Origin of the sequence: Erwinia sp. MMLR14_017 (assembly GCF_033657285.1) — a bacterium.
Taxonomy (GTDB): Bacteria; Pseudomonadota; Gammaproteobacteria; order Enterobacterales; family Enterobacteriaceae; genus Erwinia.
In genome coordinates, this window is record NZ_JAWVWP010000020.1 from 12,907 (window position 1) to 29,825 (window position 16,919).

Annotated in this window: 18 protein-coding genes and 1 riboswitch; of the genes, 8 read left to right on the forward strand and 10 right to left on the reverse strand. The window is 55.2% G+C overall.

Features of this window, described 5'->3' with window-relative positions; translation table 11 throughout:
- Window positions 1-54: 54 nt before the first annotated feature.
- Window positions 55-477: a hydroxyisourate hydrolase gene (gene uraH / locus SD961_RS21320; RefSeq protein ID WP_318792302.1), complete on the forward strand. Its 423-nt coding sequence runs from the start codon at window positions 55-57 to the stop codon at window positions 475-477.
- Window positions 478-694: 217 nt separating this feature from the next.
- On the opposite strand, the gene SD961_RS21325 is transcribed toward uraH, so the two are convergent.
- The gene (locus SD961_RS21325; RefSeq protein WP_318792303.1) at window positions 695-886 is read right to left on the reverse strand and encodes a DUF1127 domain-containing protein; all 192 of its coding nucleotides are present in this window, start codon (window positions 884-886) and stop codon (window positions 695-697) included.
- 171 nt (window positions 887-1,057) lie between these two features.
- Between SD961_RS21325 and SD961_RS21330 the strand changes: the two genes are divergently transcribed.
- Entirely contained in the window at window positions 1,058-2,545 is a 1,488-nt protein-coding gene (locus SD961_RS21330) for a PLP-dependent aminotransferase family protein (RefSeq protein WP_318792304.1), read from the forward strand.
- Between the two features lie 146 nt (window positions 2,546-2,691).
- On the opposite strand, the gene thiH is transcribed toward SD961_RS21330, so the two are convergent.
- The 7 genes from thiH to rsd all read right to left on the reverse strand — a co-directional run bounded on the left by thiH (window position 2,692) and on the right by rsd (window position 8,912).
- Window positions 2,692-3,810, reverse strand: coding sequence for a 2-iminoacetate synthase ThiH (thiH, locus tag SD961_RS21335; protein ID WP_318792305.1), 1,119 nt, complete (start codon window positions 3,808-3,810; stop codon window positions 2,692-2,694).
- Complete coding sequence (locus tag SD961_RS21340) at window positions 3,807-4,583, reverse strand: thiazole synthase (protein WP_318792306.1); 777 nt, start codon at window positions 4,581-4,583, stop codon at window positions 3,807-3,809. The genes thiH and SD961_RS21340 overlap by 4 nt, the downstream gene beginning before the upstream one ends.
- A 1-nt stretch (window position 4,584) precedes the next feature.
- The gene (thiS, locus tag SD961_RS21345) at window positions 4,585-4,785 is read right to left on the reverse strand and encodes a sulfur carrier protein ThiS (protein ID WP_318792317.1); all 201 of its coding nucleotides are present in this window, start codon (window positions 4,783-4,785) and stop codon (window positions 4,585-4,587) included.
- Window positions 4,766-5,530 carry a HesA/MoeB/ThiF family protein gene (locus SD961_RS21350; RefSeq protein WP_318792318.1) on the reverse strand — a complete coding sequence of 255 codons (765 nt, stop codon included), beginning with the start codon at window positions 5,528-5,530 and terminating at the stop codon, window positions 4,766-4,768. Before SD961_RS21350 ends, thiS begins: the two co-directional genes overlap by 20 nt.
- A complete protein-coding gene (thiE, locus tag SD961_RS21355; RefSeq protein ID WP_318792307.1) occupies window positions 5,520-6,167 on the reverse strand; it encodes a thiamine phosphate synthase in 648 nt (215 codons plus the stop codon). The genes SD961_RS21350 and thiE overlap by 11 nt, the downstream gene beginning before the upstream one ends.
- Entirely contained in the window at window positions 6,164-8,095 is a 1,932-nt protein-coding gene (gene thiC / locus SD961_RS21360) for a phosphomethylpyrimidine synthase ThiC (protein WP_318792308.1), read from the reverse strand. Before thiC ends, thiE begins: the two co-directional genes overlap by 4 nt.
- An 88-nt stretch (window positions 8,096-8,183) precedes the next feature.
- Window positions 8,184-8,284: riboswitch (TPP riboswitch) on the reverse strand.
- A 121-nt stretch (window positions 8,285-8,405) separates the two neighbouring features.
- Window positions 8,406-8,912, reverse strand: coding sequence for a sigma D regulator (rsd, locus tag SD961_RS21365; RefSeq protein ID WP_318792309.1), 507 nt, complete (start codon window positions 8,910-8,912; stop codon window positions 8,406-8,408).
- Window positions 8,913-8,993: 81 nt separating this feature from the next.
- Between rsd and nudC the strand changes: the two genes are divergently transcribed.
- The 6 genes from nudC (at window position 8,994) to SD961_RS21395 (ending at window position 13,460) form a co-directional block, all read left to right on the forward strand.
- The gene (gene nudC / locus SD961_RS21370) at window positions 8,994-9,767 is read left to right on the forward strand and encodes an NAD(+) diphosphatase (RefSeq protein ID WP_318792310.1); all 774 of its coding nucleotides are present in this window, start codon (window positions 8,994-8,996) and stop codon (window positions 9,765-9,767) included.
- A gap of 40 nt (window positions 9,768-9,807) precedes the next feature.
- Entirely contained in the window at window positions 9,808-10,875 is a 1,068-nt protein-coding gene (gene hemE, locus SD961_RS21375; protein ID WP_318792311.1) for a uroporphyrinogen decarboxylase, read from the forward strand.
- 2 nt (window positions 10,876-10,877) lie between these two features.
- Window positions 10,878-11,546, forward strand: a complete 669-nt coding sequence (gene nfi, locus SD961_RS21380; RefSeq protein WP_318792312.1) for a deoxyribonuclease V — start codon at window positions 10,878-10,880, stop codon at window positions 11,544-11,546.
- A gap of 65 nt (window positions 11,547-11,611) precedes the next feature.
- Window positions 11,612-12,202 (forward strand): YjaG family protein, encoded by a 591-nt coding sequence (locus SD961_RS21385; RefSeq protein WP_318792313.1) that lies wholly within the window; start codon window positions 11,612-11,614, stop codon window positions 12,200-12,202.
- Window positions 12,203-12,389: 187 nt separating this feature from the next.
- Window positions 12,390-12,662, forward strand: a complete 273-nt coding sequence (gene hupA / locus SD961_RS21390) for a nucleoid-associated protein HU-alpha (protein WP_002438605.1) — start codon at window positions 12,390-12,392, stop codon at window positions 12,660-12,662.
- A 132-nt stretch (window positions 12,663-12,794) separates the two neighbouring features.
- A complete protein-coding gene (locus tag SD961_RS21395) occupies window positions 12,795-13,460 on the forward strand; it encodes a DUF1481 domain-containing protein (RefSeq protein WP_318792314.1) in 666 nt (221 codons plus the stop codon).
- Between the two features lie 57 nt (window positions 13,461-13,517).
- On the opposite strand, the gene purD is transcribed toward SD961_RS21395, so the two are convergent.
- The gene (gene purD / locus SD961_RS21400; RefSeq protein WP_318792315.1) at window positions 13,518-14,798 is read right to left on the reverse strand and encodes a phosphoribosylamine--glycine ligase; all 1,281 of its coding nucleotides are present in this window, start codon (window positions 14,796-14,798) and stop codon (window positions 13,518-13,520) included.
- A gap of 19 nt (window positions 14,799-14,817) precedes the next feature.
- Complete coding sequence (gene purH / locus SD961_RS21405; RefSeq protein WP_318792316.1) at window positions 14,818-16,407, reverse strand: bifunctional phosphoribosylaminoimidazolecarboxamide formyltransferase/IMP cyclohydrolase; 1,590 nt, start codon at window positions 16,405-16,407, stop codon at window positions 14,818-14,820.
- Window positions 16,408-16,919: the final 512 nt, after the last annotated feature.

Here is a 16,919-nt window from a genome sequence, read left to right on the forward strand (position 1 = left end):
AATCATCATAATATATTTTGCTAGCAATTAACCTTTGAGAGAAGAACAATGAAAATGAAAGCCGTTAAGACCCTGGTTGTCGCAACCCTGATGACAGCCTCTCTTTCAGCCTGTGCGGCTGAGACTACTGCGCCTAAAAATCCTGTCAGCGTTCACGTACTCAATCTGCAAACGGGCGTTCCCACTGCGGGAGTCAGCGTAGAGCTGGAACAGCGTTCTGAAGCGGGCTGGGTAAAACTGGCAGAAGGCAAAACTGACAGCAATGGCCGTATAGCGGCGCTGTATCCGGCAAATAAGTCGATGGCGGCAGGGGATTACAAAGTGGTATTCAAAACGGGTGATTACTATAAGAGTACGCATCAGCCGACCTTCTTCCCGGAAATCCCGGTTATTTTCCATGTAGAAAAGTCTGGCGAGCATTACCATATTCCGCTGTTATTGAGCCAGTATGGTTATTCAACTTATCGCGGAAATTAATTCTTTATCAGCTCTTTTATTCATTTCTCCATGAAGAAAGGCTCTGTTAAGCAGGATGGCGCTGAGCAACGCTCAACCCCATCCTGACTTTATCTGTTCCAGCCGTGCAGCGGGTTGAGCAAGGCCTCCGCTTATGGGAGTGAGTTATCCCGCCGACACAAGCCTTTGCTCACCAGCATTGAGTTATGTCGCCCGGCAACCGTGCCGCTTCCCCGATTTACTTATAACGCTCCACATCCTGGCGGGTCAGACCAATATCCTTCAGCTGAGCTGGGCTTAATCTGCTCAGGATCCTTTTGGTAGTCTTTCTGACGTACCACGCTTTCCACAACCTGTAAGGCAACCTGTAGATCAGATGAAAGGGTGATGCTGCAAAAGGCCGCGCAGCCCGGTTTTCGTTAAATTCCATACTGTTCTCCTCAATGGGGTATAGCGTTAGTTTGCGCGGAACCGGCAGATCAATACAGATTCAAAAATCACCTTTATTTAACATACAGATTGGCGGATAGTGGTTCTGAATGGTGATTTCCGTGGAAATCTGTACTGGTTTTCGGGATAAATGGCTGGTGGGGAGCATACAATGACAAGGTATCAACATCTGGCGGATCTACTGGCGCAGCGGATTGAGCAAGGCCTCTACCTGAGCGGTGAACGGCTGCCCTCAGTCAGGACGCTCAGTAACGAACATGGCGTCAGCATCAGTACCGTCCAGCAGGCTTATCACCTGCTGGAAGAGCGAAGGCTGATCACGCCGCAGCCCCGTTCCGGCTATTTTGTCACGTCCCATAAAGCCGAGCCGCCAGTGCCTCCGCTTACCCGTCCTGCGCAACGCCCGGTGGAAATTACGCAGTGGGACGCGGTGCTTGAGCTGCTGAATGCCAGGCAGGAAAAAGATGTGCAGCAGCTTGGTAGCGGCATGCCCAATCTGGATCAGCCAACGCTTAAACCGCTCTGGAAGATCATGAGCCGAATCGGCCATCAGCAGGATATGCGAATGCTGAACTATGACAATATTTATGGCGTGCCTGAACTGCGCGAACAAATTGCCCGGCTGGCAATAGATGGCGGATGCCATCTGCTCCCTGAAGATATTGTCATCACTACCGGCTGTCATGAGGCTCTCTCCGTCTCTATTCGGGCGGTATGCCAGCCGGGCGACATTGTGGCCGTGGAATCACCCACCTTTCATGGCACCATGCAGTCGCTACGCGGTTTTGGTATTAAGGCGATTGAGATCCCCACCGATTCAGAAACCGGCATCAGCCTGGAAGCGTTAGAACTGGCACTGGAGCAGTGGCCGGTAAAAGCTGTGGTGGTGGTGCCGAACTGCAATAATCCGTTGGGATTTATCATGCCGGAATCCCGCAAACGTGCGCTGCTGGCGCTGGCGCAGCGGTTTGACGTGGCCATTGTCGAAGACGATGTCTATGGCGAACTGGCGTATGAATATCCCAGGCCCTCAACGATTAAATCCTTTGATGATGAAGGACGTGTACTGCTCTGTAGCTCATTTTCCAAAACGGTGGCGCCAGGGCTGCGGGTGGGATGGGTAGTGCCAGGACGCTATCTGGACCGTGTTCTGCATATGAAATATATCGTCACCGGTTCAACGGCTACCCAGACGCAAATGGCTGCCGCAGAATTTGTGCGATTGGGACATTACCCGGCACACCTGCGGCGGATGCGGCAACACTATCAGCGCAATCTGGAGATTTTTACCCACTGGGTACGGCACTATTTTCCCTGTGGGATTTGCGTCACGCGGCCACAAGGCGGCTTCCTGATGTGGATCGAACTTCCTGAAGCGTTTGATGCAGTTCGCCTCAATAAAGAGCTGCGGGAAGCAAAATTACAGGTAGCGGTCGGCTCGCTGTTTTCCGCTTCAGGCAAATACCGTAACTGTTTGCGCCTGAGTTACGCTCAGCCCTTTACGGAAAAAACGGGCAGGGCGCTTGAGATCCTGGGGGCTGCAGTGGAAAGAGCGATGGAGCAATGTGGTATCGCCAGGCCTACGCCCCTCTCTGTAAAGGTGCAGGAAGAGAGGATCAGCATTGAGAAGGAAAACTGACCCTGGCGGGCGAACAGCAGCCCTCTGCCCCGGCTAAAAATGCAGAACCACTCCCGGCGTCATTCTCTGCGAGAGGGCGCCGGAGCGTTCAGCTTCAGGTTTATTTAGCGCAAAAGCGTGCGGGCTTCTTCGCCGGTTTCTGTTCTTTATCGTCCCAGATAGCGATCCCAGTCTTTCCATACCGGCTGCATTCCCGCCTGAATCAACGCTTCTGCAACCTGCTGAGGGTGGCGATTATCATGAGGGGAAAACTGCTCAAGCTCTCTCTGCGTCTCTGCATATCCGCCTGGCTGCGTTTTCGAGAAGGCGCTGAGGGTATTGATCGCCAACGGAACCACTTTATCGCGGAACTGAGGTGACTCTCTTGTTGAAAGAGATTGCTCCACCTCAGGTGCAAATAACCTGAAGGCGCAGATAACCTGCACCAGCTGCGCTTCATCCATGTCAGAAGCGGGCTGGATGCCGCCCGCACAGGGGCGCAGTCGGGGAAACGCCACGGAGTAGCGGCTCTGCCACCAGTTTTTTTGCAGCCACAGCAGGTGCTCCGCCATCATATAGCAGTCGGTACGCCAGCTGTCGGAAAGCCCAATCAGCGCACCTAAACCAATTTTATCGACGCCCGCCCGCCCCAGCCTGTCCGGCGTTTCCAGCCGGAAGAAAAAGTCCTGTTTGTTTCCTTTCAGATGGTGCTGGCTGTAGACCGCTGAATGATAGGTCTCCTGATAAACCAGTACGCCATCAAGCCCCAGCTTTTTCAGCTCGGCATACTCCGCTTCGCTCATCGGCTGCACTTCCATCATCAGGGAGCTGAAATGTTGACGAATAGCGGGGAGATGTTCACGAAAATAGGCCATACCCACTTTCGCCTGATGTTCGCCGGTCACCAGCAGCAGGTTGTCAAAACCTAACGCACGGATTGCTTCGCATTCGCGCGCAATCTCTGCGGCATCCAGCGTTTTACGCTTGATGCGATTACTCATGGAAAAGCCGCAGTAGGTACACTCATTCGCGCAGAGGTTGGAGAGGTAGAGCGGCACAAACAGATTTACGGCATGGCCGAACCGCTGGCGCGTCAGCCGCTGCGCTTTTTGCGCCAGTGGTTCAAGATAGTGGATCGCAGCGGGAGAGAGCAGCGCCATCAGCTCTTCCCGTCCCACTTTGGCTGCATTCAGCGCAGCCTCAACATCGGCTGCGGTTTTACTGTGAATGCGCAGGCGAATGTCATCCCATTCCAGCTTTTCCCACTGAGAGACGAAACTCTTCATTCCTCACCTCCCGCCTGCAAAAACCGGGTCAGCGGGCTGGTGGGCACGGCCTGTTGCATACGCGAACCGGGGCCGCTTCGGTATGCCAGCGCGCCAGCTTCTACGGCCAGTCTGAAGGCTCTGGCCATCTGCACCGGATCCCGGGCGGAAGCGATAGCGGTATTAACCAGTACCGCGTCCGCACCCATTTCCAACGCTTCACTGGCATGACTTGGCGCACCGATACCGGCATCAACAATCACCGGAACGCTCGCCTGTTCAAGGATAATTGCCAATAGATCGCGGGTTTTAAGCCCCTGATTACTGCCAATTGGCGCACCAAGCGGCATCACGGCTGCGCAACCCGCTTCCTCCAGACGTTTACACAAAACGGGGTCGGCATGGCAGTAGGGCAGCACGGTAAAGCCTTCTCTGACCAGAATTTCAGCCGCTTTCAACGTCTCAATGGGATCGGGCAGCAGGTAACGCATATCAGGATGGATCTCCAGCTTCAGCCAGTGAGTTCCCAGTGCCTCACGGGCGAGACGGGCGGCGAAAATCGCCTCTTCAGCCGTTTTAGCGCCGGAAGTATTAGGCAGCAGATCGACCCCCAGATCCTGTAAAGGACGAAGAATAGCGTCATCGCCGCCACGCAAATCCACGCGTTTCATCGCCATTGTCACCAGCTGGCTACCCGATTCCCTTAAAGCTTCCAGCATCAGCCGGGGGCTGGAGAATTTTCCCGTGCCGGCGAACAGGCGAGAGGTAAAGGTTTTATCAGCAATTTGCAGCATATCAGCCTCCGGCGATAGCCTGGAAAATCACCAGCTCATCGCCCTCCTGTAAAATATATTCCGCCCAGCGATCGCGCGGAATAATCTGTTGGTTTACCGCCAGCGCGATGCCGGGCTGGCTGTGGGAAAGACGCTCCAGTACTTCAGTCAGCGTCACAGATCCTTCCAGCGTCAGAGACTCATCATTCACAACGATCTGCATCATGCTCTCCACACACCGGGCAGCTCGTGCTGCGCTCCAGGTTTAATGTCCGCCAGGTTTGCTGCCGCCCGTCAAAAAGCCGCAGCTTACCGTCCAGCGGGGAAGGGTGACCCGCCAGCATTTTCAATGCTTCTAATGCCTGTAAGGTGCCCATCACCCCCACCACCGGCCCCAGCACGCCAGCATTTCGGCAGTTTCGCTGCGGCTCTGCCTCATCAGGCCACAGGCAGCGGTAGCAGCCCTGCGCAAACGGCGGCGTAAGAACCAGCAGCTGGCCGCCGAACCCCACGGCGCTGGCACTGATTAACGGTGTGGCGCTCTTTACGCAGGCGGCATTGATCGCATGGCGAGTTTCCATGTTGTCGCTACAGTCCAGCACCAGATCGACCCACTCTACGGTTTCCTGTAGCGTGGCTGCGGTCATCCGGCGTTCCAGCGCAATAAATTCCACCTGCGGATTGAGTGACTGCAGGTGCTTTTTCGCCAGCGCGACTTTTGACTGCCCGGTTTCAGCGGTGCGAAACAGGATCTGTCGCTGAAGATTACTGATATGCACGGTGTCGTCATCCGCCAGTACCAGCTTCCCGACGCCCGCTGCCGCCAGATAGAGCGCCGCCGGGGAACCTAATCCGCCAAGACCTACAATCAGTACGCTGGCCTCCTGAAGCTTTTGCTGGGCATCCAGAGCAAACTCTTCCAGCAGCAGCTGGCGGCTGTAACGAAGAAAATCGCTGTCACTTAACATCAGCGTCATCTCCCGTCCCGGCCAGCGCCAGCAAGGCGGCTGTTGCCGCCCGCCAGTCAGCGGCCTGGGTGATAGCGCTGACCACGGCGATACTGCCCACGCCGGTGGCCAGAACCTGCGGCGCCTTTTCCAGGCTGATTCCGCCAATTGCTACGGTGGAGATACCCTGCAGACGTGAGAGATGGCGCTGCAGTTCACTAAGTCCCTGGGGCGACGAGGGCATGACTTTGGTCTGCGTTGGGAACACATGCCCTAGTGCGATATAAGAAGGTTGCTCTGCCAGGGCACGATCCAGCTCCGCATCGTTATGCGTGGAGAGGCCGAGACATAAGCCCGCGCGGTGCAACACATCCAGATCCGCCACATCCAGGTCTTCCTGACCCAGATGCACGCCATAAGCCTGATACTTAATGGCTGAACGCCAGTAATCATTGATAAACAGGCGGGCCTGATAACGTTTGCCCAGCGCTACTGCGTGCGCGATAGTCTGCTCTACCGCCGCTTCCGGAAGATCTTTAATACGAAGTTGCAGCGTACGCACGCCAGCATCCAGCAGACGTTCAAGCCATGCCACAGTTTCCACCACCGGGTAGAGACCAAGCCGCGCAGTTGTTGCAGGAAAGGGGCCACGGCTCATGCTTTTTCCTCCCGAATCAGCGCGTCGGCAGGATGATAGAGTTCACCGCCGCGCGTGCGGAAGGCTTCGGACATTTCGGCCATACCGACCTCAATCGGCTGCGCTTTTGCCTCCAGGCTGGCGGCATAATCACGCACCTCCTGGGTAATCTTCATTGAACAGAATTTAGGCCCACACATTGAGCAAAAATGGGCCACCTTGCCCGATTCCTGCGGCAACGTCTCATCGTGGTACGCTCGCGCCGTATGGGGATCGAGCGCCAGGTTGAACTGATCTTCCCAGCGGAATTCGAAACGGGCTTTCGACATGGCGTTATCGCGGATCTGTGCACCAGGATGCCCTTTCGCCAAATCCGCGGCATGCGCAGCGATCTTGTAGGTAATCAACCCCTGCTTAACATCTTCCTTGTTGGGCAGACCCAGATGCTCTTTTGGCGTGACGTAGCAGAGCATGGCGCAGCCAAACCAGCCAATCATGGCGGCACCAATACCGGAGGTGAAGTGATCGTATCCCGGCGCGATATCCGTAGTCAGCGGGCCAAGGGTATAGAAGGGCGCTTCATGACAATGCTCCAGCTGTTCTGTCATATTGCGACGGATCATCTGCATCGGCACGTGACCAGGGCCTTCAATCATCACCTGCACGTCATACTCCCAGGCGATTTTGGTCAGTTCGCCCAGGGTATGCAGCTCTGCAAATTGCGCCTCGTCGTTGGCGTCCTGAATAGAGCCGGGACGCAGGCCATCGCCCAGCGACAGCGAAACGTCATAGGCTGCGCACAGCTCGCAGATCTCGCGGAAGTGCTCATACAGGAAACTCTCTTTGTGGTGCGAAAGGCACCATTTCGCCATGATCGAGCCGCCGCGTGAAACAATCCCGGTCAGGCGCTTTGCGGTCATCGGGACATAGCGCAGCAGGACACCAGCGTGGATGGTAAAGTAGTCCACGCCCTGTTCAGCCTGCTCCAGCAGCGTGTCGCGGAAGATCTCCCAGGTGAGATTTTCCGCCACGCCATTCACCTTTTCCAGCGCCTGATAGATCGGGACGGTGCCAATGGGCACCGGACTGTTACGTAATATCCATTCGCGAGTCTCATGAATATTCCGGCCAGTAGAGAGATCCATCACCGTGTCGGCGCCCCAGCGTGCTGACCACACCAGCTTCTCCACCTCCTCTTCGATAGAGGAGCTGACGGCGGAATTACCGATGTTGGCGTTGATTTTCACCAGGAAATTACGGCCGATAATCATCGGCTCAGATTCCGGGTGGTTGATATTGGCGGGGATGATGGCGCGTCCGGCGGCTACTTCCTGGCGAACAAATTCAGGGGTGATATTTTCGGGCAGGCTGGCGCCAAAGCTGTTGCCGGGGTGCTGTTGTAGCAGCACTTCACCACGGATGCGCTCGCGCCCCATGTTTTCGCGCAGGGCGATAAATTCCATCTCTGGAGTGATGATACCCAGACGAGCGTAATGAAGTTGGGTGACGCAGCGGCCAGCCAGCGCCTTGCGAGGGCGGGGAAGATGTTCAAAACGGAGATGATCCAGCCCTTCATCCGCCAGCCGTTGCTGGGTATAAACAGAACTGAGCTGCCCGATGGGTTGCGTGTCACCGCGTTCGCTAATCCACGCCTGACGCAAACGGGCCAGCCCACGGTGTACATCAATTTTTGCTTCAGGATCGCCGTAGGGGCCTGCGGTGTCATACACCGGCACCGGCTCGTTGGCTTCGAACAGGGGCTTATCTTTGCTGCCGCCGGTTTGGGTCGGACTGAGCTGGATCTCGCGCATCGGCACGCGAATATCCTCACGCGATCCGCTTAGCCAGATACGTCTGGAGTTAGGGAAGGCGGTACCCTGAAGGGAATCGATAAATTGCTGTGCTTCTGCACGCTGTTCGCGACGGGTTGGTTTTTTACTGGTAGACATAGCGCGTTCCTGGAAAAAGGGAATGTGCTTGCCTGGAGTTCGGAGGAGTAAGCGCAGGGTGTGAAAACGTACGGATCCACACCGTCACTGAATGTTTACTCTTGTTCCCTTCGCAGGTACTAACCTGATCAGGTTCCGCGGATCCCGAATAAACGGTCTCAGCCCCTAAGGGCACTCCGACAAGAAGAATTTTGCCGGACTCAAGCGTCCGACAAAACGTAGTTGGTGAAAAAGTAACCTCACCTTGTAGTGCCCCTTCAGCATAGAGGGGCTTTTTTAAAACTACAAGGCTTTTACAAACTGATAACGTTTACGCCGGACGAGCCAGCGCGCCATCGTTAGCGGCTACCGGTTTATCTGCGCTTTTTTCCAGCGCCAGCTGAATGAATTTATCTTCCAGCGTAAAGCGGGCTTCCAGGGCTTCCCCTACTTCAGACAGGGCATTCTGGAATTCCAGGTAGTTATCATGGTCGATAGCGCCTTCCAGATGCGTGTCATAAACCCGCATAATTATTTCAGTGTTGGCCTGCAGCGAAGGATAGATAATCGCCGCTTTAGCCAGCTGCTCGCTGCCTTCCATCTCTTCAATAAAGCGTTCGTAGACGGTGAAATGGCCAGTGGAAAGATAATCGACCAGGCCCTGACAGAAATTGTCCAGTGCGTTTTCGTCGAGCGTAGTCAGCGATTCCTTGTTAGGCTTGATGCCAACCAGATGATAATAGGCAATCAGTAACTGCCTGCGGGAGCGCAGACAGAAGTCTACCAGGTCGCTACATCCGCCAACGCGCGCGGTAAGGACTTCTAACTGGTTAAGCATGTGTGACTCCAGGTATGTAATATTTCTGTCTAGCCCCAATCCAGTACTTTAAAATTCTGCATGTTGAGGATGAGCAAATTTATGCAACGTGAGATTTCAAGCTTAGACGTTGGCTGGTGGGTTGTCAGTCATGAACATAAACTTTGGTTGCCCAAAGGTCAATTACCCTACGGTAACGCAGATGAAAATGGGCTGGTGGGATCTACCGGATCTTTGCTTGGTGAGTGGCAGGGCGATCCTGTTTATCTGATCTGTGAAAACCGCCCCCATGAGATGGGATCTTTACGGCAGATCCTCGACCAGGATGTCGGGCTTTTCCAGTTGGCGGGCAAAGGGATCCAGCTGGCGGAGTTTTATCGATCCCACAAATGGTGCGGCTACTGCGGCCATGAGATGCATCACAGCAAAACGGAAAGAGCCTGCCTCTGCCAGCATTGCCGCCAGCGTTACTATCCGCAAATTGCCCCCTGCATCATTGTCGCCATTCGCCGGGGTGAAGAGATTTTGCTGGCCCAGCACACCAAACACCGTAACGGAATCTATACGGTACTGGCAGGTTTTGTTGAAGTAGGCGAGACGCTGGAAGAGACCGTCGCGCGCGAAGTGATGGAAGAGAGCGGAATTAAAGTGAAAAATTTGCGCTATGTCTCTTCACAGCCCTGGCCTTTCCCGCAGTCGCTGATGATGGCCTTTATGGCCGATTACGACAGCGGCGAGATCCAGATCGACCCGAAAGAGCTGCTGGATGCGGGCTGGTACCGGTTTGATGCTCTGCCGCACTTGCCGCCAGCCGGAACGGTAGCACGCCGGTTGATTGAGGATACCGTTGCCCTCTGCCGCGCCGAGGCGGAATGAATGCTATACTGCGCGCCTGAATTTGAGAGAGCCTTTAAAGATGAGTGAACTGAAGAACGATCGTTATCTGCGTGCCCTGCTGCGCCAGCCTGTTGATGTCACCCCCGTGTGGATGATGCGTCAGGCCGGTCGCTATTTGCCAGAGTACAAAGCCACCCGCGCCGTTGCCGGTGATTTTATGTCGCTGTGCAAAAATGCCGAGCTGGCCTGCGAAGTGACGCTGCAACCGCTGCGGCGTTATCCGCTTGATGCGGCGATCCTGTTCTCGGATATCCTGACCATTCCTGATGCCATGGGTTTAGGCCTCTATTTTGAAGCCGGTGAAGGTCCACGCTTCTCCTCGCCAGTGACCTGTCGTGCAGATGTTGAAAAATTGCCGGTACCGGATCCGGAGCAGGAACTGGGCTATGTGATGAACGCCGTGCGGACCATCCGCAAAAATCTTAACGGTGACGTGCCGTTAATCGGTTTTACCGGCAGTCCCTGGACGCTGGCGACTTATATGGTTGAAGGCGGCAGCAGTAAGGCCTTCACCAAACTCAAAAAGATGATGTATGCCGAGCCGCAAACTCTGCATCTGATGCTGGATAAGCTGGCAGACAGCGTCACGCTGTATCTCAATGCGCAGATTCGGGCTGGCGCGCAGTCAGTGATGATCTTTGATACCTGGGGCGGCGTGCTGACCGGCCGTGACTATCTTGAGTTCTCTCTGCATTACATGCACAAAATCATTGATGGCCTGCAGCGTGAAAACGACGGGCGCCGCGTGCCGGTGACGATGTTCACGAAAGGCGGCGGCCAGTGGCTGGAAGCGATGGCCGCGACCGGCTGTGATGCGCTGGGGCTGGACTGGACCACCGACATCGCCGATGCACGTCGTCGGGTGGGCGATAAAGTAGCGCTGCAGGGCAATATGGATCCCTCCATGCTTTACGCTGCGCCTGCACGCATCGAACAGGAAGTGGCGACTATTCTTGAAGGCTTTGGTCAGGGCACCGGGCATGTCTTCAACCTGGGCCACGGCATCCATCAGGATGTGCCACCGGAACACGCGGGCGTATTTGTGGAGGCTGTCCACAAACTGTCACGCCCTTACCATCAGGGGTAAGTATGGATATTCAGGCATTAAAGCAGGAACAGTTAACACGGGCGGCGGAAGTCGTCCGCGAAGATGACTTCGACGTTATGCCTCCACGCTATATTGGCGGTGCCGATGTGGGGTTTGAGCAGGGGGGCGAGGTGACACGCGCCGCCCTCGTGATTCTGGAGTATCCCTCACTGAAGCTGGTAGAGCATCGGGTGGCCCGTATCGCTACTACCATGCCTTACATCCCCGGTTATCTCTCTTTTCGCGAATATCCCGCGCTGCTGGCCGCCTGGGAGCAGCTTGAGCAGCGTCCCGATCTGTTATTCGTTGACGGACAGGGAATTGCCCATCCGCGTCGCCTGGGCGTGGCCAGCCATTTTGGTCTGCTGGTGGACGTTCCTACTATCGGCGTGGCAAAACGGCGTTTGTGCGGGAAGTTCGAGCCGCTGGGCGATGAGCCGGGTGAACGGCAGCCGCTGATCGACAAGGGCGAGCAGATTGGCTGGGTGCTGCGCAGCAAGCGGCGCTGTAATCCGCTGTTTATCTCTTCCGGGCATCGCGTTAGCGCCGATACAGCCCTGACGTGGGTAGAAACCTGCTTACAGGGCTACCGGTTGCCTGAGCCGACCCGCTGGGCGGATGCTGTCGCCTCTAACCGGCCCTCTTTTGTCCGACTTGGCCTGCAGGGTTAACGGTGTGAGCTCTCTTCTTTTCAGTTACACTGCTGGCCGCGCACTTATGTTTAAGAGATCCCAACATGTTACGTAATCCCATTCACCTGCGGCTTGAGAAACTGGAAAGCTGGCAGCACGTTACTTTTATGGCCTGCCTGTGTGAACGTATGTTCCCCAACTACTGGGCTTTCTGCCAGCAGACCGGTTTTGGGGATGCTCAAATTTATCGCCGTATTCTTGATCTGATCTGGGAAACCCTGGTTATCAAAGATGCCAAGGTGAATTTTGATTCCCAACTCGAAAAGTTTGAAGAAGCGATTCCGGCCGCTGAGGATTACGACCTCTATGGCGTCTATCCCGCCATTGATGCCTGCGTGGCGCTGAGCGAACTCCTGCACTCCCGTTTGAGCGGTGAAACGCTGGCGCATGCGATTGCGGTCAGCGAAGCCTCCATCACCAGCGTCGCGATGCTGGAAATGACGCAGGCCGAACGTGAAATGAGCGATGAAGAGTTAAAAGAGAACCCGGCGGTAGAAGAGGAGTGGGACATCCAGTGGGAGATTTTCCGCCTGCTCAGCGCCTGCGAGGAGAGGGACCTCGACCTGATCAAAGGACTGCGATCTGACCTGCGGGAGTCAGGGATCAGTAACATCGGTATAAATTTTCAGCAATAACACGATAAAACGTGACTTCAGGCCTGATTTGTAGCGCCTTAAGGCTTCACATTCGCCCCCAGTCTGGTCTACATTTGGGGGGCTGAAAAATGTGGCTAGCGGTGCGTGAATGCAGGAGAGCGCCAAATTTGGTTTTTCCCTCGCACATGATGCTTAGCAAGCGATAAATACACTGTAAGGATAACTTATGAACAAGACTCAACTGATTGATGTAATTGCGGACAAAGCGGACCTGTCAAAGACCCAGGCTAAAGCTGCTCTGGAATCCACCCTGGCTGCGATTACTGAGTCTCTGAAAGAAGGTGATGCTGTACAACTGGTTGGTTTTGGTACCTTTAAAGTTAACCACCGTGCTGAGCGTACTGGTCGCAATCCGCAGACTGGTAAAGAAATCAAAATTGCTGCTGCAAACGTACCGGCATTTGTTTCTGGTAAAGCACTGAAAGACGCTGTTAAGTAATCGTCTAACGGTGAAAGGTTTTAGACAGGGGGGCGTAAAGCCCCTTTTGTTAAGGTTCTGGTTCTTTGCTTTTCTCTGCTTCAGCTACGCCTGCTGCGGCAAACCTGCCCGCAATGTGTGATAATCACACCCATGAGACGACACCCGTTTACCTTCTCCGCCCCCCTACTGATGCTGCTTATGCTGGCAGGATGCAGTTCACGCTCCACGCTCCCTGATTTTACCGCCAGCGGCTATCTTGCCGACCGTGGCACCGTCAGGATCTGGCGTAAAGACAACCCTAACCACACCAGCCATCTTGTTACGGTCTATACCCCGTTCACGGGAGGCAATAGCGAAACCACGGATTATCTGTGGCAGCAAGATAAGCTGATCTCGGTTGAACGCCATATCAAAGGGGATCATCCCGACGACGTAACGCTGAGGTTTGATCAGGATGGCAGCCTGAGCTTTATGCAGCGCCAGCTGGAAGGACGACGTGAGGCGCTCTCGCCGGACGCCGTGGCACTCTACCAGTTCGATGCCGGGCGGATGCTTAAAATCAGTGACGACCTGCTGGAGGGCCGCGTATGGCTGAAGCAGGGCCACTGGTCGCCTTCGGGCACGGTCACGCTTTGCAAAGGCGGCGAGGAGAAGCCCAGCTTCGATCCTTTCTTTAACCGCTATATCACGCAGCATCAGCGAGAATCGGGCAAGCCGGTGAGCATTTCCTGGCTGGAAGCGCCCAGGGGGACGCAGCTGATTCTGGTTTCAGCCGACGATCAGTGTGCGACGGAGCCGCAAGAGGCGGATTTGTGAGAGCAGGGAAGGTGAGGTAGCGAGAACAGGGGCCGGATTCTCCAGCCCCTGGAACAACTATTTGCGACCGATGGCGCGATAGCCAATATCGCTACGGCAGAAGCTTCCCTGCCATGAGATCGATTCCGCCAGTGCATAAGCCTGTTTTTGCGCCGCGGCAACATCTTCACCCAGCGCCGTCACGCACAGAACGCGTCCACCGTTAGTAACGACTAAATCATCCTCCATCCTTGTCCCGGCGTGAAACACTTTGCCGTCAGGGGTCGCTTCCAGCGGTAAACCATGGATTTGATCGCCCGTGCTGTAATCGCCAGGGTAGCCGCCAGCCGCCAGTACTACACCCAGTGAAGGACGAGGATCCCAGAGTGACTCTTTGGTATTGAGCTTGCCGTCCACGGCAGCCAGGCAAAGATCTACCAGATCCGACTGCATGCGCAGCATAATCGGCTGCGTTTCAGGATCGCCAAAGCGGCAGTTGAACTCGATCACTTTTGGCTGACCGCTCTTGTCGATCATCAGGCCTGCATAGAGGAAGCCGGTATAGACATTGCCTTCAGCCGCCATGCCGCGGACTGTTGGCCAGATCACTTCATCCATAACTCGCTGGTGGATTTCATCAGTGACCACCGGAGCGGGTGAGTAGGCACCCATACCGCCGGTATTTGGACCAGTATCGGCATCGCCCACGCGCTTGTGATCCTGGCTGGTGGCCATCGGCAGCACGTTTTCGCCATCGACCATCACGATAAAGCTGGCTTCCTCACCGTCGAGGAACTCTTCCACCACGATACGGTGGCCCGCATCGCCAAAAGCATTGCCTGCCAGCATATCCTGGATAGCTTCTTCCGCTTCCTGCAGTGTCATCGCTACAATCACACCTTTACCGGCGGCCAGGCCATCGGCTTTGATAACGATCGGCGCGCCTTTACTCCGGGTGTAGGCCAGCGCTGGCTCTACTTCGGTAAAGTTCTGATATTCCGCTGTAGGAATATGGTGGCGAGCCAGAAAATCTTTGGTGAAGGCTTTCGATCCTTCCAGCTGCGCAGCAGCCTGCGTCGGCCCAAAAATTTTCAGGCCTGCGGCGCGGAAGGCATCCACTACGCCAATCACCAGCGGCGCTTCCGGGCCGACTATGGTCAGGTCGATCTTCTCGTTTTGCGCAAAGTTGAGCAAAGCAGGTATATCGGTGGCGCTGATGTTCACGTTTTGCAGGGCAGGCTCAAGCGCAGTACCGGCATTGCCTGGCGCCACGAAGACGGTCTCCGCCAGCGGCGAAAGAGAGGCTTTCCAGGCCAGCGCGTGTTCACGTCCGCCATTACCAATCACTAAAATTTTCATTGTTCTGTCTGCTCCGTAATTAATGGCGGAAATGACGCATGTCGGTAAAGATCATCGCGATGCCGTGTTCGTCGGCAGCGGCAATCACTTCTTCATCACGAATTGAACCGCCAGGCTGGATGACGCAGCTCACGCCAACGGCAGCAGCAGCATCAATGCCGTCACGGAACGGGAAGAAAGCATCAGACGCCATGGCGGAACCTTTTACCTCCAGTCCTTCGTCGCTGGCTTTGATGCCCGCGATTTTGGCAGAGTAGACCCGGCTCATCTGGCCTGCGCCTATGCCGATGGTCATATTGTCGCGCGCATAAACAATGGCGTTAGACTTAACAAACTTGGCCACCTTCCAGCAGAACAGAGCATCACGCAGCTCCTGCTCAGTCGGCTGGCGTTTGCTGACCACGCGCAGCTGGCTCTCCTCCACCATGCCGAGATCGCGATCCTGTACCAGCAGACCCCCATTGACGCGTTTGAAATCCAGGCCTGTCTGACGCTGCTGCCACTGGCCGCAGGTCAACACGCGAACGTTCTGTTTTGCTGCGGTAATTTTCAACGCGGCAGGACTTGCGGAAGGAGCAATGATCACCTCCACAAACTGGCGGCTGATAATGGCCTGAGCGGTAGCTTCATCCAGCTCGCGGTTAAAGGCGATGATGCCGCCAAACGCAGAGGTAGGATCGGTTTTGTAAGCGCGCTCGTAAGCATCCAGAATTGAGCTGCCCACTGCCACACCGCACGGGTTAGCATGCTTGACGATCACACAGGCTGCTTCGGTAAACTCTTTCACGCACTCCAGTGCCGCGTCGGTGTCGGCGATATTGTTATAGGAGAGGGCTTTTCCCTGAACCTGCTGCGCGGTGGCGACAGAAGCTTCCGTCACATTCTCTTCTATATAGAAGGCAGCATCCTGATGGCTGTTCTCACCGTAACGCATATCCTGCTTCTTGATGAAGTTCAGATTCAGCGTACGTGGGAAGCGGCCGGAAGGTTCACCCGTTTCGCCATGATAGGCAGGAACCAGACTGCCGAAGTAGTTAGCAATCATGCTGTCGTAGGCGGCGGTATGCTCGAAAGCTTTAATAGCCAGGTCGAAACGGGTTTCCAGCGTCAGCGAATTATTGTTGGCGTCCAGCTCAGCAATAATGGTCTGGTAATCACTGCTCTTCACCACAATAGCCACATCTTTGTGATTCTTCGCTGCGGAGCGCACCATAGTCGGACCGCCGATATCGATATTCTCAACCGCATCTTCCAGCGAGCAACCTTCACGAGCCACAGTCTGGGCAAACGGATAAAGATTAACGACCACCATGTCGATAGGGGAGATGCTGTGCGCCTGCATGATTTCGTCGTCCTGACCGCGGCGCCCTAAAATTCCGCCATGAACTTTGGGATGCAAGGTTTTGACGCGCCCATCCATCATTTCCGGAAAACCGGTGTAGTCAGACACTTCAGTAACGGGAAGGCCAGCATCTGCCAGCAGGCGTGCGGTGCCGCCCGTGGAGAGCAGCTCGACACCGCGGCTTGAGAGCGCCTGAGCAAATTCGAGGATACCGGCTTTGTCAGACACGCTCAGCAGAGCGCGGCGTACAGGACGAGGTTGTTGCATGAGGTTTATCCCTTGGCTTTGGTTCGCATAGATAAGATCGTTACCTCAAGCTTAGCCATTTTCCCTCTATATAGAAGAATGAATTCGGCCTCAGGTAACGCCCTTAACAGAGGCAAATATTTTGCGGGGGCATTGTAGCGAAAACGTTTGCGTGGCGCTTGTCTAATTTAACGCAAGCCGGTCAGTGTGGATAAGTTTGTGCATAACTGCGTATAAACAGCCCTTTTGCTGTGGATTGCAGCGAACGCGCTATTTTTCGCAATTTAGGGGTTGTCACCCGTCAGGAACTCCCTATAATGCGCCTCCATCGACACGGGACAACGGCTTACCGGCCGCCGGGTTGAGAGGTTCAGCACGCTGAATCGCCGGAGAAAAACTTCTGAAAAGAGGTTGACTCTGAGGGAGGAAAGCGTAATATACGCCACCTCGCAGTAACGCCTCAGGGCGCTTACCGCAACGCTCTTTAACAATTTATCAGACAATCTGTGTGGGCACTCGCAGGATTGATATCA

Coding starts and splice junctions, on each gene's coding strand:
- SD961_RS21395 (WP_318792314.1), top strand. CDS start 12,795: ATGAGACGACACCCGTTTACCTTCTCCGCCCCCCTACTGATGCTGCTT.
- thiS (WP_318792317.1), bottom strand. CDS start 4,785: ATGCAGATCGTTGTGAATGATGAGTCTCTGACGCTGGAAGGATCTGTG.
- hemE (WP_318792311.1), top strand. CDS start 9,808: ATGAGTGAACTGAAGAACGATCGTTATCTGCGTGCCCTGCTGCGCCAG.
- SD961_RS21350 (WP_318792318.1), bottom strand. CDS start 5,530: ATGTTAAGTGACAGCGATTTTCTTCGTTACAGCCGCCAGCTGCTGCTG.
- SD961_RS21340 (WP_318792306.1), bottom strand. CDS start 4,583: ATGCTGCAAATTGCTGATAAAACCTTTACCTCTCGCCTGTTCGCCGGC.
- SD961_RS21330 (WP_318792304.1), top strand. CDS start 1,058: ATGACAAGGTATCAACATCTGGCGGATCTACTGGCGCAGCGGATTGAG.
- thiC (WP_318792308.1), bottom strand. CDS start 8,095: ATGTCTACCAGTAAAAAACCAACCCGTCGCGAACAGCGTGCAGAAGCA.
- rsd (WP_318792309.1), bottom strand. CDS start 8,912: ATGCTTAACCAGTTAGAAGTCCTTACCGCGCGCGTTGGCGGATGTAGC.
- uraH (WP_318792302.1), top strand. CDS start 55: ATGAAAGCCGTTAAGACCCTGGTTGTCGCAACCCTGATGACAGCCTCT.
- thiE (WP_318792307.1), bottom strand. CDS start 6,167: ATGAGCCGTGGCCCCTTTCCTGCAACAACTGCGCGGCTTGGTCTCTAC.
- purH (WP_318792316.1), bottom strand. CDS start 16,407: ATGCAACAACCTCGTCCTGTACGCCGCGCTCTGCTGAGCGTGTCTGAC.
- thiH (WP_318792305.1), bottom strand. CDS start 3,810: ATGAAGAGTTTCGTCTCTCAGTGGGAAAAGCTGGAATGGGATGACATT.
- nfi (WP_318792312.1), top strand. CDS start 10,878: ATGGATATTCAGGCATTAAAGCAGGAACAGTTAACACGGGCGGCGGAA.
- purD (WP_318792315.1), bottom strand. CDS start 14,798: ATGAAAATTTTAGTGATTGGTAATGGCGGACGTGAACACGCGCTGGCC.
- SD961_RS21385 (WP_318792313.1), top strand. CDS start 11,612: ATGTTACGTAATCCCATTCACCTGCGGCTTGAGAAACTGGAAAGCTGG.
- SD961_RS21325 (WP_318792303.1), bottom strand. CDS start 886: ATGGAATTTAACGAAAACCGGGCTGCGCGGCCTTTTGCAGCATCACCC.
- nudC (WP_318792310.1), top strand. CDS start 8,994: ATGCAACGTGAGATTTCAAGCTTAGACGTTGGCTGGTGGGTTGTCAGT.
- hupA (WP_002438605.1), top strand. CDS start 12,390: ATGAACAAGACTCAACTGATTGATGTAATTGCGGACAAAGCGGACCTG.